13 protein-coding genes are annotated in these 17033 nt (G+C 74.6%); 7 read left to right on the top strand and 6 right to left on the bottom strand.

Features of this window, described 5'->3' with window-relative positions; translation table 11 throughout:
- Positions 1-82: 82 nt before the first annotated feature.
- The 3 genes from AB0H75_RS15775 to AB0H75_RS15765 all read right to left on the bottom strand — a co-directional run bounded on the left by AB0H75_RS15775 (position 83) and on the right by AB0H75_RS15765 (position 3702).
- A complete protein-coding gene (locus AB0H75_RS15775; RefSeq protein ID WP_367796497.1) occupies positions 83-724 on the bottom strand; it encodes a response regulator in 642 nt (213 codons plus the stop codon).
- A gap of 127 nt (positions 725-851) precedes the next feature.
- Positions 852-2339, bottom strand: a complete 1488-nt coding sequence (locus tag AB0H75_RS15770) for a long-chain fatty acid--CoA ligase (RefSeq protein WP_367796495.1) — start codon at positions 2337-2339, stop codon at positions 852-854.
- The gene (locus tag AB0H75_RS15765; protein ID WP_367796493.1) at positions 2326-3702 is read right to left on the bottom strand and encodes a PucR family transcriptional regulator; all 1377 of its coding nucleotides are present in this window, start codon (positions 3700-3702) and stop codon (positions 2326-2328) included. Before AB0H75_RS15765 ends, AB0H75_RS15770 begins: the two co-directional genes overlap by 14 nt.
- 193 nt (positions 3703-3895) lie before the next feature.
- On the opposite strand from AB0H75_RS15765, the gene AB0H75_RS15760 reads away from it, so the two are divergent.
- Genes AB0H75_RS15760 through AB0H75_RS15740 form a run of 5 tightly spaced genes read left to right on the top strand, consistent with a single transcriptional unit; the run spans position 3896 to position 8538 of the window.
- Entirely contained in the window at positions 3896-4654 is a 759-nt protein-coding gene (locus tag AB0H75_RS15760; protein WP_367796491.1) for an ABC transporter ATP-binding protein, read from the top strand.
- A complete protein-coding gene (locus tag AB0H75_RS15755) occupies positions 4651-5367 on the top strand; it encodes an ABC transporter ATP-binding protein (protein WP_367796489.1) in 717 nt (238 codons plus the stop codon). The genes AB0H75_RS15760 and AB0H75_RS15755 overlap by 4 nt, the downstream gene beginning before the upstream one ends.
- 2 nt (positions 5368-5369) lie before the next feature.
- The gene (locus tag AB0H75_RS15750) at positions 5370-6251 is read left to right on the top strand and encodes a branched-chain amino acid ABC transporter permease (protein WP_367796487.1); all 882 of its coding nucleotides are present in this window, start codon (positions 5370-5372) and stop codon (positions 6249-6251) included.
- Entirely contained in the window at positions 6248-7264 is a 1017-nt protein-coding gene (locus AB0H75_RS15745) for a branched-chain amino acid ABC transporter permease (protein ID WP_367796485.1), read from the top strand. Before AB0H75_RS15750 ends, AB0H75_RS15745 begins: the two co-directional genes overlap by 4 nt.
- A 5-nt stretch (positions 7265-7269) precedes the next feature.
- Positions 7270-8538, top strand: a complete 1269-nt coding sequence (locus AB0H75_RS15740; protein ID WP_367796483.1) for an ABC transporter substrate-binding protein — start codon at positions 7270-7272, stop codon at positions 8536-8538.
- A 30-nt stretch (positions 8539-8568) separates the two neighbouring features.
- Here AB0H75_RS15740 and AB0H75_RS15735 read toward each other — a convergent pair whose 3' ends face one another.
- Positions 8569-9522: an NAD-dependent epimerase/dehydratase family protein gene (locus AB0H75_RS15735; protein ID WP_367796481.1), complete on the bottom strand. Its 954-nt coding sequence runs from the start codon at positions 9520-9522 to the stop codon at positions 8569-8571.
- A 73-nt stretch (positions 9523-9595) separates the two neighbouring features.
- Between AB0H75_RS15735 and AB0H75_RS15730 the strand changes: the two genes are divergently transcribed.
- Positions 9596-10519 carry an AEC family transporter gene (locus AB0H75_RS15730; protein WP_367796479.1) on the top strand — a complete coding sequence of 308 codons (924 nt, stop codon included), beginning with the start codon at positions 9596-9598 and terminating at the stop codon, positions 10517-10519.
- Positions 10520-10525: 6 nt separating this feature from the next.
- Here the strand turns inward: AB0H75_RS15730 and AB0H75_RS15725 are convergent, their stop codons facing one another.
- Positions 10526-14026 (bottom strand): AAA family ATPase, encoded by a 3501-nt coding sequence (locus AB0H75_RS15725; RefSeq protein ID WP_367796477.1) that lies wholly within the window; start codon positions 14024-14026, stop codon positions 10526-10528.
- Between the two features lie 50 nt (positions 14027-14076).
- A complete protein-coding gene (locus AB0H75_RS15720) occupies positions 14077-15276 on the bottom strand; it encodes a cytochrome P450 (RefSeq protein WP_367796475.1) in 1200 nt (399 codons plus the stop codon).
- A gap of 231 nt (positions 15277-15507) precedes the next feature.
- Between AB0H75_RS15720 and AB0H75_RS15715 the strand changes: the two genes are divergently transcribed.
- On the top strand, positions 15508-17022 hold the full coding sequence (locus AB0H75_RS15715; protein ID WP_367796473.1) for an FAD-dependent monooxygenase: 1515 nt from the start codon (positions 15508-15510) through the stop codon (positions 17020-17022).
- Positions 17023-17033: the final 11 nt, after the last annotated feature.

Raw genomic sequence — 17033 nt, 5'->3', positions numbered from 1 at the left:
GGGCGAAAGTCCCCTTCCGGCGTGCCGAACTGCCCCCGCCCGGGCTGCCCCCGCCCGGGCTGCCCCCGCCCGGGCTGCCCGCTCACGGGCGGCGCTCGCTGCGCAGCCGCGCGGCCAGGGCGGCGGCCTGGGTGCGGCGCTGCATGTCGAGCTTGGACAGCAGGTTGGAGACGTAGTTCTTGACCGTCTTCTCCGCCAGGAACAGCCGCTCGCCGATCTGCCGGTTGGTCAGGCCCTCGCCGATGAGGTCGAGGATGTGCCGCTCCTGCTCCGACAGCGCCGCGAGCGGGTCCTTCCTGGCGGCCTGGTCGCGCAGCCGCTGCAACATGGCGGCGGTGGTCTGCGGGTCGAGCAGCGACTGGCCGGAGGCGACCGTGCGCACCGCGCCGACCAGGTCGGAGCCGTGGATCTGCTTGAGCACGTAGCCGGCGGCGCCGGCCATCACGGCGTCGAAGAGCGCGTCGTCGTCGGCGAAGGAGGTCAGCATCAGGCACGCCAGCCCCGGCACCCGCGAGCGCACCTCGCGGCAGACGTCCACGCCGTTGCCGTCGGGCAGCCGCACGTCGAGGACGGCCACGTCGGGCTGGAGCGCGGGGACGCGCGCGATCGCGGACTCGGCGGTGCCGGCCTCGCCGATCACCTCGATGTCGTCCTCCGCATCCAGCAGGGCGGCCACGCCCCGGCGCACCACCTCGTGATCGTCGACAAGGAACACGCGAATCATGGTTCCACGCTAGCCCGCGGCCCGGCGGCGGGACAGTGACCGACGCCCCGGCGGCCGGGGGACCTTCGGCCGCTCCCGCGCCGCCCGGGCATCGGGTGACCTGCCCGGCCCGTGACGTGATCGCGGGTCAGCGGCGCAGGGCCGCGGTGAGCTGGCCCAGCTCCCGCTTGAGGATCTTGCCGGTGTGGCTGGTCGGCAGCTCGTCCACGAACGTGACGTGCCGCGGGTACTTGTAGGCCGCCACCCGCTCGCGCACGAACTCCCGCAGCTCCGCGCCGCTCACCGGTGCCCGCACCGCCACCACGGCCTCGACCTCCTCGCCCAGCTCCGGATGCGGCACGCCGAGCACGGCGGCCTGGCGCACCGCCGGATGCTCGTACAGGACCTCCTCGACCTCGCGCGGGTAGACGGTGTAGCCGCCGCGGATGATCACGTCGCGGCGGCGGTCCACCAGGAAGAAGAAGCCGTCCTCGTCCATCCGGCCGAGGTCGCCGGAGTGGAACCAGCCGTCCCGCACGGCCTCGGCGGTGGCCGCGGGGTCGTTCCAGTAGCCCTTCATGACGTTGGGGCCGCGGATGACGATCTCGCCGATCTCGCCGCACGCCACCTCGCGGCCGTCCTCGCCGACGACCCTCATCTCGACGCCCCTGATCGGCCGGCCGATCGAGCCGGGACGGCGGCCGGGCCCGCCCCGGTTGGCGGCGGCGACCGGCGAGGTCTCGCTCAGCCCGTACCCCTCGACGATCCGGCAGCCGAAGCGGGTCTCGTACGCGCGCAGCACGTCCAGCGGCAGCGCCGCCCCGCCCGAGGTGCACACGCGCACCATCGACAGGTCGGACACCCCGGGATGGTCGAGCAGCGCGATGTACATGGTCGGCACGCCCTGGAACACCGTCACCCCGTCGCGCCTGATCACCTCCAGCGCCCGCCCCGCCTCGAAGCGCGGCAGCAGCGTCAGCCGGGCGCCCGCGTGCACGGCGGCGTTGAGCGCGCAGGTCTGGCCGTAGGTGTGGTGGAGCGGCAGCGCGCCGAGCACCACGTCGTCCACGCCGAGCGCGTGCATGCGGGCCACCGCCTCGGCGTTGCCGGCCAGGTTGGCGTGGGTCAGCTCGACGCCCTTGGGCCGCCCGGTGGTGCCGGAGGTGTAGTGGATGACCGCGGTGTCGTCGCCGGCCGTGCGGGCGGGCTCGCGCCGCGGCGCCACGGCCCGCAGCAGCCGCGGCAGCTCGCCGGGCACCACGAAGAAGCAGTCGGCCCCGGTGCCCGCCGAGCCCGCCTCGGCGGTCTCGGCGAAGGCGTGCCAGGCGACCAGCAGCCGGGCCCCGCAGTCGCCCAGGTAGGCGGCGATCTCGCGGCGCTTGAGCAGCGGGTCCAGCGGGACCACCACGGCCCCGGCCCGCAGCACCCCGTAGTAGACGACGCCGAACTCCGGCACGTTCGGCAGCATGACGGCGACGCGGTCGCCGCGGCCGACGCCCCGGCGGCCCAGCAGCCCGGCCAGGCGGGCGCTCAGCTCGTCGAGCGTCCCGTAGGTGAGCTCCGCCCCGTCCAGCGTGAGAACCGCTCTGCCACCGAGCCGCCCGGCGGCGGTGTGGAGCCGGTCAGCGAGGTTCATGGGACGACCGTACGTCCGCCCTCCCGCGGCCCTCATCGGTCACGGCGGCCAGTCTTTCCCGGCCGGAGTTGGTGGGGAGGGCGTCCTGGAGCGCGATGGCGACGAGCAGCTCGACGAGATCGCCGATCGAGCGCAGGCTGCGCCCGGTGCGCTGCTGGATGCGGCGCATCCGGTACTGCGCGGTGTTCGGGTGGATCTGCAGGCGCTCGGCGGCGGTGCGCAGGTTGAGGTCGGCGGCGGCGAACGCCCGGATCGTCGCGGTCAGCACGCCGCCGCGCGCCCGGTCCTCCTCCAGCAGCGCCGTGATGCGCGGGTCCACCAGGTGGCGGGCGGTGTCGTCGGCCCGCAGCGCCAGGTACTGGAACGGGGTGATGCGCGGCAGCGCGGCCACGCCGCCCTCCTCGGGCACGAAGTCCAGCACCCTCCTGGCCTCCTGGTACGCCTGCGGGATCTGCGCCGTCCCCGCCGCCGGCGTGCTGACGCCCATGGCCAGCCGGATGCCCTCCCCGGCCAGGCTCTCGACCACGGCCTCCAGCCGGTCGCACAGCTCGCCGGGCTCCGCGCCGGGCCCGAGCACGGGCACCGCCACGATCTCCGACTGGCGCACCACCGACAGCGTGCGGCCGCCGTTGCCGCCGGTCCTGGCGAGGGCGGCGCAGGCGGCGTGCCGGGCCTCGGCGTCCCGGTCGAGCCCGGCGCCCATCGGGGCGGGCGCCTCGGCCAGCATCGCCACCACGACCAGCAGCGGCGTGCGCGCGTCGGGCGCCAGGCCGTGCGCCTGCGCGGCGGCCAGCTCCCTGCCGCGCGTGGGCGTGCCGCCGGCCAGCAGCGTCTCCAGCAGGCCGCGGCTCTCCCTGACGGTCTCGGCGGCGGCGTACTGCTGGAACTCCATGTACGCGTACGCGGCCTGCGTGCCGGCGAAGTCGCAGTACCGCATCTGGGCGACCGCCAGCGACAGCGCCGCCTCCCGCCCGGCCGGTGTCGGCCCGGCCCGCTCGACCAGCGACTCCCAGAAGACGCGCTGCCCGACGCGGTAGGCGTTGATGTAGTCGGCCAGCGGCACCCCGGCCCTGGCCCGGCGCATCGCCGCCCGCCGGACGAACGCGATGTCCGCCGCCGTCACCTCCCGCTCCTCCAGCAACACCGCGAGCTTGGCCCGGTAGTGCCGGACGATCTGGTCGCGCACGTCGGCGTGGAAGCCGGGGCCCTGCGCCGCGTACGCCGGGATCTCGGCCCGGATCGCCGCCGCTCCGGCGTCGGCCAGGCCCTGGACGTCGTCCAGCAGCTCGGCGAGGATGCGGGCGCGCTGCGCGCGGACCGCCTGGGTGCCAGTGAACGTCTCCGTCGGAAAACGACCGGACATGCCGGGATGATCCATGCCCATCGGCAGGCGGTCAACGGGTCGTGACCGGTCCGAGACCGTCGCTGTGCTCAGCGGACAACTCGCCGCGGACATCTTGGGTCACCGTGCCCAATGCGGCCTCTGACGAGCGGATCCTACGCTGAGCCCACGCTTCAGAACAATGTTCTCCAGGCGATGTCCCCGGGGAGGCCGGATGCTGGAGGTGCGCGATCTCACCGTCCGCTTCGGCGGCATCACGGCGCTGGACGGCGTGAGCCTCGCGGTGGCGCGCGGCGAGATGGTGGGCCTCATCGGCCCCAACGGCGCCGGGAAGACCACCCTGTTCAACTGCCTGACCCGCCGCTACGAGGCCGGCTCGGGCACGATCGCCTACGAGGGCACGGACCTGCGGGCCGTGCCCCCGTACGCGATCGCGCGCCTCGGCATCGCCCGCACCTTCCAGAACCTCGGCCTGTTCCCGCGCATGTCCGTACGCGACAACGTGCTGGCCGGCGCGCACCACCGGGGCCGCGCCGGGTTCCTGACCGCCGCGCTGCGGCTGCCGGGCGTGCGGCGCGAGGAGCGCGCGCTGCGGGCCGACGCCGACGCCGTCCTGGAGCGGCTCGGGCTGGAGCGGGTGGCCGGCCATCCGGCCGGCGGGCTGCCGTTCGGCACGCTCAAGCGGGTCGAGCTGGCCCGCGCGCTGGTCTCCCGCCCCCGGCTGCTGCTGCTCGACGAGCCGGTCAACGGGCTGAACGCGGCCGAGGTGGCCGAGTTCGCGGGCACGCTGCGCGCGCTCAAGGACGACTACGACCTGACCGTGGTCGTCGTCGAGCACCACATGGGCTTCGTCATGGGCGTCTGCCGCCGCATCGTCTGCCTGGACTTCGGCCGCAAGATCGCCGAAGGGCCGCCGGCCGAGGTGCAGCGCGACCCCGGCGTCATCGAGGCGTACCTGGGGACGGCGGTATGAGCTCCCTGGAGGTGGAGGACCTGGTCGCCGGCTACGGCGGTGCCCGCGTCCTGCACGGCGTGCGCCTCAGCGTGCCGGCGGGCGAGATCTGCGCGATCCTCGGCCCCAACGGCGCGGGCAAGACCACGCTGCTGCGCGCCCTGTCCGGCATGGTCCGGGCCCGGGGCGTGGTCCGGCTCGGCGACACGGTGCTGACCGGCCGGCCGCCCGACGCGGTGGCCCGGCTGGGCGTGGCGCACGTGCCCGAGGGGCGCGGCACGTTCATGCCGCTGACCGTGGAGGAGAACCTGCGGCTCGGCGCGTTCGTCCGGCGCGGCCGGCGCGCGGTCGAGGACGACCTGGAGCGGGTCTGCGGCTACTTCCCGCCGCTGCGCGAGCGGCTCGGGCAGGTCGCCGGCAGCCTCAGCGGCGGCGAGCAGCAGATGCTGGCCATCGGCCGGGCGCTCATGCTGCGGCCCCGGGTGCTGCTGCTCGACGAGCCGTCGCTGGGCCTGGCGCCGCTGGTCACCCGAGAGCTGTTCCGCATCGTCCAGGCCATCAACCAAGAGGAGCGGACCACCGTGGTCGTCGTGGAGCAGAACGCCCACCTCGCGCTCGGCATCGCGGGGCAGGCGCACGTCCTGGAGACCGGGCGCATCGTGCTGTCGGGCACCGCCGAGCGGATCCGCGCGGACGAGCAGGTCGCGCAGTCCTACCTGGGATACCGGGTGTAGCCGTGGCCGGGTTCCTGCAGCAGGTCGTGGAAGGGCTGGGGGCGGGCGCCATCTACGCCGGCATGGCGCTGGCCCTCGTGCTGATCTACCAGTTCACCGGGATCGTCAACTTCGCCCAGGGCGAGCTGGCCATGTTCTCCACCTACCTCGCCTGGCAGGGCGTGGCGGCCGGGCTGCCGTTCTGGGCGGCGCTGGCGCTCACGCTGGTGGTGTCGTTCGCGGGCGGGATGCTCATCGAGCGGGTCGTCATCCGGCCGGTCGAGGGCGCGCCCGAGCTGACACTGGTGATCGTCACCGTCGGGCTGTTCATCTTCGTCAACGCCGCCGCCGGCTGGATCTGGACGTTCCTCATCAAGGACTTCCCGAACCCCTTCCCTCGCGGCGCGCTGGAGCTGGGCGGGGTGAGCGTCGGCTTCTCCACGCTCGGCGTGCTCGGCGTGGTGGCGCTGGTCATGGGCCTGCTGTACCTGCTCTTCCAGCACACCAAGATCGGGCTCGGCATGCGGGCCGTGGCCGCCAACCCCGTCTCGGCGCGGCTGGTCGGCATCCGCGTGGGCCGGACGCTGGCGCTCGGCTGGGGGCTGGCCGCCACCGTCGGCGCGGTGTCGGGCGTGCTGGTCGCGCCGCTGCTGTTCCTGGAGCCCAACATGATGGGCGGCGTGCTCATCTACGCCTTCGCGGCGGCCACGCTCGGCGGGTTCGACAGCCCGGCCGGCGCGGTCGTCGGGGGCGTGATCGTCGGCGTGGCCGAGACGCTGGCCGGGGCCTACCTCGGCTTCGTGGGCTCCGACCTCAAGATCGGGGTCCCTCTGGTGATCATCCTCGGCGTGCTGCTGGTACGGCCCCGCGGGCTGTTCGGGCGAGCGGTGGTGGAGCGGGTATGACGCAGGTCAAGGACGCCGGCGTGGGCGCCTCCCCGGCGCGCCGCCCCCGGTGGGACGCGGCCCGCCGGCGGTGGGCGGCGCCGGCCGTGCTGCTGGCCGCCGCGGTCTACGCGCCCTTCCAGCTCGTCCCCTTCCACGTCTTCCAGCTCACGATGGTCCTGGTGTACGCGGTCGCGCTGCTCGGGCTGAACCTGCTCGTCGGCCACGCCGGGCAGATCTCGCTCGGGCACGGGGCGTTCTTCGCGGTGGGCGCGTACGCGGCCGCGATCCTGCTGCACGAGTGGGCGGTGCCGTACCCGGTGACCCTGCCGGTCGCCGCGGCGGTGGCGTTCGTGCTGGGGCTGGCGTTCGGGGTGCCCGCGGTGCGGCTGCGCGGGCTGTACCTGGCGCTCGTCACGCTGGCGATGGCGGTCTTCCTGGTGCCGCTGCTCAAGCGGTTCGAGCACGTCACCGGCGGGTCGATGGGGCTGACGCTGCCCAAGCCGCGGCCGCCGGCCTGGAGCGGGCTGGCCGAGGACCAGTGGTTGTACTTCCTCGCGCTCGCGGTCGCCGTGGCCTCGTTCGCGCTGGTGGGCAGCCTGCTGCGGTCGCGGGTCGGGCGGGCGCTGCACGCGCTGCGGGACGACGAGGGCGCCGCCGAGGTCATGGGGGTGCGGCTGTCGTCGTACAAGACGCTGGCCTTCGCCTGGAGCGCGATGCTCGCCGGGGCGGCCGGCTGCGTCTACACCTGGGTGATCGGGTTCGTCTCCCCGGACTCCTTCACCGTCAACCTGTCGATCACCCTGCTCGCCGGGCTCGTCGTGGGCGGGCTCGGCTCGACGGCCGGGCCGGTGCTCGGCGCGCTGTTCGTGATGTTCGTGCCCGGCATCGCGCAGGACCTCAACGAGGCCGCGCCCGGCGTCATCTTCGGCCTGCTGATCATCGCGGTGATGTACGTGGCCCCCACGGGCCTCGCCGGGCTGGCCGCACGCCTGACCGGGCGCTTGATCGGGATGGTTTCCCGGAAGGAGTGACAGGGATGCGTGTATCTGCGATCGGCTGCGCGGCGCTGCTCCTGCTCGCCGTCGGCGCCTGCGGGGGGCGCGACAGCGGCGAGGGCACCGGCACGGCCGCGTCCGGCCAGTGCCAGGGCCAGCAGACGACCGGCATCACCGACAAGAGCATCAAGCTGGGCGGCATCTACCCGCTGTCCGGCCCGGCCTCGGCCTACGGCGACATCCCCAAGGGCATCAAGGCGTACTTCGACTACGTCAACGCCGAGAAGGGCGGCATCGGCGGGCGCAAGGTCGAGCTGATCGTGCGCGACGACGGCTACCAGCCGCCGAAGGCCGTCGAGGAGGCCCGCAGGCTGGTCGAGCAGGACCAGGTGTTCGCCCTGTTCCAGACGCTCGGCACCCCCTCCACCACCGCCACCTGGGACTACACCAACCAGCGCAAGGTGCCCCAGGTCTTCGTCGCCACCGGCGCGTCCAAGTGGGGCACCGACACCGCGCACCCGTGGACCATCGGCTGGCAGCCCAACTACGTCTCCGAGGCCCGCGTCTACGCCCAGTACCTGAAGACGGAGAAGCCCTCGGCCAAGGTCGCCGTGCTCTACCAGAACGACGACTTCGGCAAGGACCTGCTCGGCGGCTTCAAGCGGGCGATCGAGGGCACCGGGGTCACGATCGCCGCCGAGCAGAGCTACGAGGTCACCGACCCCAGCATCGACCCCCAGATGCGCAACCTCGCCGAGTCCAAGGCCGACGTCCTCCTCGACATCACCACGCCGAAGTTCGGCTCGCAGGCGCTGGCCGCCGACGCCAGGAACACCTCCTGGAACCCGCTGCACATCGTCAACAACGTCGCCGCCTCGATCACCGTGCTCAAGCCGGTCGGGTTCGACAACGTGCAGGGCGTGGTGTCCAGCTCGTACTACAAGGACCCGAACGACCCGACCTGGGCGAACGACCCGGAGATGACGCTCTACAAGCAGAAGATCAAGCAGTACGCGCCCGGGGCCGACCCCGACATCCCGTACCTGACCTTCGGCTGGGCCGTCGCCAACAGCTTCCACAAGGCGATGGAGGCCGCCAAGTGCCCGACCCGGGAGGGGCTGCGGGACTCGGTGCGCAACCTGCGGGACGTCAAGATCGACATGCTGCTGCCGGGCGTCACGCTCAACACCGCCCAGGGGGACGCGTTCCCCATCGAGTCGATGCAGCTCATGCGGTTCAAGGGCACCCGGTGGGAGCTGTTCGGCCAGGTCATCGACACGCGCAAGGAGTTCGGCCCGCTGACCGGCTGACCGTCCACAGGCTGGGGACGGTCGCCCGGCTCAGACCTTGACGGTCCCGGCGCGGACCAGCCAGTCCACCGCCTCCCGGACGGCCTCCAAAGGCTCGTACCGGGGGCGGTGGCCCAGCAGCCGCTCGGCCTTGGCCATGCTGCAGTGCGGGCTGTACATGATGTGGTCATGGGTGACCCGCGCGTCCTCCTCGGACACCGTGTCCCGCCACCGCTCCCACGGCAGGTACGCCAGCCGCGCCTCCCGCCCGAACCAGCCGGCCACCGCCTCGGCGTAGCCGCGCAGCGTGAGCGCGCCCACCGCCACCGAGTGGAAGCTCTCGCCCACCGACGCCGACGGGTCGGCGACGGCGTCCATGAACAGCCGGGCCACGTCATCGGCGTGGACGTGCTGCACGGTCTCCATGCCGAAGTTCGGCAGTGCCAGCTCCTCGCCGTCGGCCAGGGTCTGGAAGACGGCCGGGTTGACGTTGCCCGCCGGGTTGACCGGCACCCATCCCGGCCCGGTGATGTGCCCCGGGTGGATGACCGTCGCCGGGAAGCCGTCGCGGTGCGCCCGCTCCAGCAGGTACGCCTCGATCGCGGCCTTCTGCCTGCCGTACTCGCCGAGCGGCCGCTTCGGGCGGTCCTCGGTCGTGGGCACCCGCGCGCTCGGGCCGTGCGTCCAGATCGTGCCGCAGTGCAGGAAGTGCCGGACCCGCCCGGCCAGCGCCTCGGCCAGGTGGCGGGCGCTCGGCTCCTGGAAGCAGATGAGGTCGATGACCACGTCGCCCTCCAGGTCGGCGATCCGCCGCCCGAACGTGCCGTCGGCGTCCTCCGCCTCCCGGTCCGCCGAGACCGCGGTGACGTGCTTCCACGCGCCGTGCGGGCTGTAGGGCTCCCGCTTGCCCCTGCTCACCGCGACCACGTCATGGCCCGCGTCCACCAGGCGGGGGACGAGGTAGGTGCCGATGTGGCCGCTGGCGCCGATCACCACTACACGCATGGATGCAGCGTAACCCGGCCGGACCCCACCCGATACGCTGCCGGGTGTCCGATTTCGGGAGGCCAGGGGCGGTATGACGGGGGTTGTCGCGGCGTTCGTGGCGCTGGTGTCCGTTGCCGTGCTCGGCTACCTCGTCGGGGCCGGCGGGCTGTTGCGGGCCGCCGACGAGCTGGTGCTGTCGCGGCTGGCGTTCTTCGTCGCGACGCCCGCGCTGATGTTCGCCACCGTCTCCCGGGCGGACCTGGGCACGCTGGCCTCGCCGGTGCTGCTGACCGAGGTCGTGGCGGTGGTGTGCGTCCAGGCCGGCTACGTGGTGGCCGCCCGGCTGCTGTGGCGGCGCGACCGGCGCGAGCTCACCGTCGGCGCCCTCGCCTCCTCCTACGTCAACGCCGGCAACCTCGGCATCCCCATCTCCATCTACGTCCTGGGCGACGGCGCCCTGGTCGCGCCCATCCTGCTGGTGCAGCTCATCGTGCTGACCCCGGCCGCGTTCCTGGTCCTGGACCGGGGCGCGCGCTCGGTCCGCTCCGCCCTGCTCCTCCCGCTGCGCAACCCGCTGACGGTCGCCTCCCTCCTCGGCCTGGCCTGCGCGCTGGCCGGCCTGCGCCTGCCGGCCCCGCTGATGCGGCCGATCGACCTGCTCGGCGGCGCGGCCGTGCCCGTCGCGCTGCTGGCCTACGGGCTCAGCCTGTACGGCTCCCGCGGCGCGCCCCCGGCCGAGGAGCGGCCCGGCGTCCGGGGCGAGCTGGCCCTCGTCGTCGTGCTGAAATCCGCCGTCCAGCCCGCCCTCGCCTACGCCGCCGCCCGCTTCGCCCTGGGCCTGGAGGGCAGGGCGCTGCTGGCGGCCACCCTGCTCGCCGCGCTGCCGACGGCGCAGAACATCTACGTGTACGCGGTCACCTACGACACCGGGCGGCGGCTGGCCCGCGGCGCCGTCCTGACCACCACGACCCTGTCCATCCCGATCATGGCCGCCATCGCCGCGCTCCTGGGCTGATAGAGGTCACAACCGCCAGGCGGGCTCGCCGGGGGCGGGCGGCTGGTAGCGGCAGGTGGAGCCGGTGGAGACGGCGGCGCGGAGGTGGGCGGCCAGCTCGGGGTGGGCGCGGTCGAGCTTGCGCAGCACGTCCCGGATCCGCGCCGTCACCGTCTTGCGGGCCCGCTCGGCCTCGTCGCCCAGCCGGCGGCCGCGCCCGCCGAGCCCGGCCGCCGCCCGCAGCTCCGCCAGCAGGGCGGCGCGCTCGCGGTCGTACGCGGCGGCCCGCCGGTCGTCGCCCAGTTCCACGGCCCGGTCGATCTCCTCGTCGAGCCGGGCCAGGTGCCGCTGGTAACGGCTCCTGGCCTCCTGGTCGAGCAGCGCGTCCCCGCCCATCCGGCGGGCCGCCACCACCACCTCGCCGCCTTCCGGGGCGAGCAGGCGGACGGCGGGGACGTCCTCGCCGGGACGGGACAGGAGCAGGTGCAGGTCCCGCAGCCCCTTGGCATCGGGAACGTGCACGGCCCGCCCCGCGAACACCAACGCCCAGACCGCCCCCTCCCGCCGGAACTCCGCACCCCGGCCCCCCGCCCCGCCCGCCACCGACCCGTCCTGGGTCGGGGCGCCGGTGATGGGGGCGAACGACGCCGCCCCGTCCCGCCCTGGGCGGCCGACGGCCGCCGCGGGCGCCAACGACCCGTCGCGGGCCGGGCCGGCGGTGGTGGGCGCGGACGTCGCCGGTCCGTCCCGGCCTGGGTGGCCGACGGCCGCCGCGGACGTCGCCGACCCGTCGCGGGTCGTGGGCGGTGCGGGTGCCGCAGGTTCCTCGCGGGGCGGGGTGCCGGGGGGTGGGTGGGCCGTGGGTGGCAGGGGGAACCACTCCAGGACCTGGCGCATGTCCAGCTCGGTGGCCTCCCGGCGGACCTCCGCGACCAGGGCGGTGGCGGTCGCCGCGTCACCGGGGGCGCGGCGGGCGAGCAGCGTCTCGGCCAGGTGGGCGCGGGCGAGCACCGACCACGGGCGTGCCTGGAGACGGTCGGCCGAGCGGCGGGCGGCGGTGAAGCCGGCGACCGCCGCGTCCCAGCGCTCCTCGGCCGCGTCCACCAGCGCCAGCCACAGGTCGTAAGGGCCGCTGATGTCCCACCCGAGCAGCGACACCACCCACTGCCCGCGGTGCGGCGCCATCGCCTCCCGCGCCGCCGCGCACAGCTCGGGATCGCCGGTGGCGGCGCCCAGCTCGGCCAGGAAGCGTAACCACAGGGGATGCCACATGCGCTCGGCGGGCTCGCCGTCGGCGTGGCGGCGCAGCGCCAGCTCGACGTCGCCCGCCTGGAGCGCCGTCAGCGCCTCCAGCAGCCCGACGCCCGGATGCGGGCCGCCCCTGAGCCGCTCCACGATCTCCGCCTGCTCCGCCACGCGCCCCCGCAACCACGCCATCGCCCAGCGGTGGTGCTGGAGCATGAACACGAAGTGCTCGTGGCGCTGGTCGAAGTGGATGCCGTCGAGCAGCGACTCGGCCGTGGCGAAGCGCCCGGCCAGGGCGGCGAGGATGCTGCCGTCCACCGCCGCGGTCAGCTCCAGGTGCGGCTGCTCGCTGCGCCGGCCGCGGGCCGCGTACTCCTGGAACTGGTCGAGGTAGCCGGCGTCGCCCGCCTCGATCAGGGCCACCCAGCGCAGGGCCCGGGCGAAGTGCTCCAGCTCGGAGTCGGAGGTGCGCCGGGCCAGCGCGACCAGCTCGCCGGTCAGCGCCACGCGCTCCCGCGCCGTGCCCGGCCCCCAGATGATGTCGTGGTGCGCCCACAGGCTGAACACCAGCGCGTCGTCGTCCCCGCCCTGCCGGGCCAGCCTGGCGAGGTGGATCACCAGGTCGAGGGCGAGGCGTTCGTCCGGCACCGGATGGCCGACCAGCCGGACGTGGGCCGCCCGCAGCAGCTCCAGCGCGGCCGGGCCCGGGGCGTAGGAGTGGAAGGTCAGGGCGACGCGGGCGCGCGGCTCGGGGTCGTCGAGCCCGGCGGCGACGGCGGCGGCCCGCTCGAACATCTGCCGCGCCTCCTCAGGCTCGCCCGAGTGGTGCAGCTCCCGGCCCAGGTCGAGGGCGACCGCCACCCGCGTGCGCGGATCGGCGGCGGCACTCGTCTCGTACGCCCGCCGCAGATGCCCGAGCTGCTCCTCACCCGCCATCCGGCCGCGGGCGTCGCGGGCCGCCGCCAGCAGGATCTCGACGGCCCTGGCCGGGGCGACGCGCTCGCCCGCGAGGTGGGCGTGCCGGGCCAGGTCGCCGGGGAGCACCTTGCCGGCCAGGCCGGGGGCGCGGTCGAGGGCGGCCACGACGGCGGCGTGCAGGGGACGCGGGTCGGCCAGGGAGTCGTACAGGGTCTCGCGGACCAGGTCGTGGGCGAAGGCGAACACGCCGCCGCCCTTGGCCACCACCAGCCGGGCGACCACGGCCTGCTCCAGCAGCCGGTCCACATGAGGGACGGGGGCCGCGACGGCGGCGGCCAGCACCTGGCGGTGGAACTCGCGCCCCAGCACGGCCGCGGCGGGCAGCAGCTCGGCGACCGGCGGCGGCAGCAGGGACAGCCGGCGCAGCAGCGCGTCGCGGACGCCGGGCGCGATCGCGTCCGCCGAGCCGCCGCCGCGCCACAGCCGGGCGGTCTGCTCGACGAAGAACGGGTTGCCGCCGGTGCGCGCGTGGACCTCGGCCACCAGGCCGGGCGGCGGGGCCTGGCCGGCGGTCCTGGCCAGGAGCGCCGCCACCCCGGCCCGGTCGAGGCCGGTGAGCGCGATCGTGGTGGCCCGGGCGACCAGCGGGGACAGCAGGTCGCGGAGGGGGTGGTCGGTGGACTCGACCTCGGTGTCGCGGTAGGTGCCGATGAGCAGCAGCCGCTCGAACCAGGTCTGCTGGGCCGCGAACTCCAGCAGCCGGAGGGAGGCGGGGTCGGCCACGTGCAGGTCGTCGATGACCACGACGACGGGGCGGCGCTGCGCGAGGGCGACGAGGGCGGAGGTGACGGCGTCGTAGACCCGGAACGCCCCGTCGGCGCCGCCCCGCCCGCCGCCCTCCTCCCGCCCGGGGAAGGGCACGTCCGGCGGGGACGCGAGAGGTGGGGACACGAGAGGCGGGGACACGGCGTGCGGGGACACAGCGTGCGGAGACGGGGGCTGAGGCGGGGGCGGGTCGTTGAGGAGAGCCGTCAGGTCGGCGCCCGCCGCGTGCTCGGCCGCCGCCCACTCCCCGGGCTCGGCCCCGCGCCGCAGCGCCCGGACGACCTGGGTCCACGGCCAGTAGCCGGGCGCGCTGCCGGACCCCCAGCAGGCGCCGCCCACCACCAGCGCCCCCTGCCGCCTGGCCTCCCGGGCCGCGCTGGTGACCAGCGTGGTCTTGCCGATCCCGGCCTCGCCGGTGACCAGCACCAGCCCGCCGTGGCTGCCGATCGCCCGGGAGATCTCGGCACGCAGCAGCGCGGCGGGGTGCTCCCTGCCGATGAGCTGGTCCGCGGCCGTCTCGGCGACCCTGTCGATGGACATGACGCTCGCACGCTACCGGCCGCCACTGACAGAAACCGGGCGGGGCGGCCCTACCAGGCGACCTCCAGCGAGGACAGCCCGTACACGACGCTGAATGACCGGAACCTCGGCTCGGCGCCGTCGGCCAGGCGCAGCTCGGGGAAGCGCCGGAACAGCGCGGGGAAGGCCGTCTTCAGCTCCATCCGGGCCAGCGGCGCCCCCAGGCAGTGGTGGATGCCGTGCCCGAACGCGACGTGCCCGGGCGCGCCGCGCGTCAGGTCGAAGCGGTCGGCGTCCGGCAGCAGCTCCGGGTCCCGGTTGGCGGTGGGCAGGGAGCAGATCACCAGGTCGCCGGGGGCGATGACGGTGTCGCCCAGCCGGGTCTCGGCGGCGGCGACCTTGGTGGTGCCGGAGTGGACGATGCTGAGCCAGCGCAGCAGCTCCTCCACCGCCGCGTCGATCCGCTCGGGCTCCTTGCGCAGCAGGTCGAGCTGGTCGGGGTGGCGCAGCAGGGCCAGCGTGCCGAGCGAGAGCATGTTGGAGGTGGTCTCGTGCCCGGCGAACAGCAGCAGGCTGCCGATGCCGACCAGCTCGTCCTTGGTGAGGTCGCCGCCGTGCTCGCGGACCAGCATGCCGAGCAGGTCCTCGCCGGGGTCGGCCTGGATGCGGCCGACCAGGTCCTCCATGTACGCCCGCGACTCGAACTGCAGCGCCACCCGCTCCTCGGCGGGCACCGTGACGTCGAGCATGCGCGCGGTACGGGTCTGGAAGCCCTCGCGCTCCTCGTACGGGACGCCGAGCAGCTCGCAGATGACCAGCGACGGGACCGGCAGCGCGAACGACGGCACCAGGTCGGCCGGCGGCCCGGCGGCCTCCATGGCGTCCAGGTGCTCGTCGATGATGGCCCGCACCCGCGGCTCCAGCCGCCGCATGCGCCGGATGGTGAACTCGGGGGTCAGCATGCGGCGCAGCCGGGTGTGCTCGGGCGGGTTCTGGCCGAGCAGGTTGCCGGCGTTGATCTTCTTGAGCTGTTCCTCGGTCATCTCGGGGGCTCCGGGCAGCCGCGCGATGGTCTGGCGCGCGATCGGGAACCGCTCGGCGTCGCCCAGGACCTCGCGGACGTAGGCGTACCGGCTCACGAGCCAGGCGTCCGCGCCGAACGCGGTCCTGATCCTGGTGACGCCCTCCTCCTCGCGCGCCGCGGCCAGCTCCGGAGCCGGGTCGAACGCCACCCGCCGCATCTGCAGCGGCATCACGGAGGATTCGGTCATGGAGAACCCCTAGAAGATCGTCGTTGGTGGCGTAAACCGTAACAACGCGGCAGAGGTCCCTCTAGTGTGATCTTCAATCAGTTATGGGTTCGTACCGCGACCGGCATCCAGGACCGGCTTGACGGGCACGGCTTGACGGGCACGGCTTGACGGGCACCGCGCGGTACCACCACCATGCCCCTACTCTTGACACCGGTTGATGATGGTTCAGCACGATTGAGGACGGGACAGATGCTCGAAGAGGTGGCCGTGCCGGAAAGCGTGCCCGTCCTGGTCGCCGGGGGCGGACCCGTCGGCCTGGCGACCGCCGTCGAGCTGGCCCACCACGGGGTGCGCAGCCTGGTGGTGGAGCCGCGCGAGACGGTGTCGTGGCTGCGCCCGCGCGCCAAGACCACCTCCGCCCGGACGATGGAGCTGCTGCGGCGCTGGGGCCTGGCCGACACCCTGCGGGAGCGGGCGCCGCTCGCGGTGTCGTGGTCGGACCAGGCGGTGTTCGTCACCAACCTGCTGGGCCGCGAGATCACCAGGATCGGCGGCTGCTTCGGGCTCGACCTGGTCGGCTCCGACCTGGCCGCCGAGCCGGGACAGCAGGCCCCGCAGCCGCTGGTCGAGGAGATCCTGCGCGAGGCCGCCGGCGACGCGCTGCTCACCGGCTGGCAGGTCACCGGGCTCGCCGAGGACGCCGACGGCGTCACCGTGCGCATCACCTCGAACGGCGGCGAGGAGCGCGAGGTCCGGGCCGCGTACGTGGTCGGCTGCGACGGCCCGCGCAGCGTCGTACGGTCCGCCATCGGCTCCCGCTACGAGGGCCGCCAGGACGCCCGCCCCAACTTCAACATCGTCTTCCGCGCCCCCGGCCTGGCCGAGCGCATCCCGCACGGCCCCGCCGTCCACTACTGGGTGCTCAACCCCGCCCAGCCCGGCATGGTCGGCCGCCTCGACCTGAAGGACACCTGGTGGTGCATCGCCCAGGGCGTTCGGGCCGAGGACGCCGACCCGGTGCGGCTCGTCCGTAACCTGGCCGGCGACGACATCGAGGTCGAGATCCTGGCCACCGACCCGTGGACCGCCCGCATGCTGCTGGCCGACCGCTACGCCACCGACCGCGTCTTCCTGGCGGGCGACGCCGCCCACCAGAACCCGCCCTATGGCGGCCACGGCTTCAACACCGGCATCGGGGACGCGGTCAACATCGGCTGGAAGCTCGCCGCCGTGCTCGGCGGCTGGGCGCCGGCCGCGCTGCTGGGCACGTACGAGACCGAGCGCCGCCCGATCGCCGCCGACACCATCGAGGCCGCCGCCGCCAACATGGCCACCCTCGCCCCCGAGCTGGCCGACCCGGCGCTGATGGGCGACGAGAGCGAGTTCGAGAAGGTCCGCCCGGCGGTCGCCGAGGCCGTGCTGCGCACGAAGGACGCCGAGTTCCACAGCCTGGACCTGGTCCTCGGCTACGCCTACACCGGCTCCCCGATCGTCGCCGACGGCACCGGCGAGCGCCTCCCGCACCGCTGGCTGGCCCCCGGCGTCTCCCTCTACGACCGCCTCGGCCGCGCCTTCACCGTGCTCGGCGACGCGGGCACGCCCGGCGTGGCCGCCCTGGAGGCCGAGGCCCGCGAGCTGGGCATCCCCCTGGAGATCGTGGACCTCCCCGGCGAGCCCCTGACCCTCGTCCGCCCCGACCAGCACGTCGCCTGGCGCGGCGACACCCCGACAGGCGCCCTCCGCCGGGCCCTCGCCATCACCTGACCGCCCGGCCG

Source organism: Nonomuraea sp. NPDC050783 (assembly GCF_040802095.1).
Taxonomy (GTDB): domain Bacteria; phylum Actinomycetota; class Actinomycetes; order Streptosporangiales; family Streptosporangiaceae; genus Nonomuraea.
The sequence above is the reverse complement of the archived record's forward strand: the minus strand, read 5'-3'. Positions and strand labels throughout refer to the sequence as shown.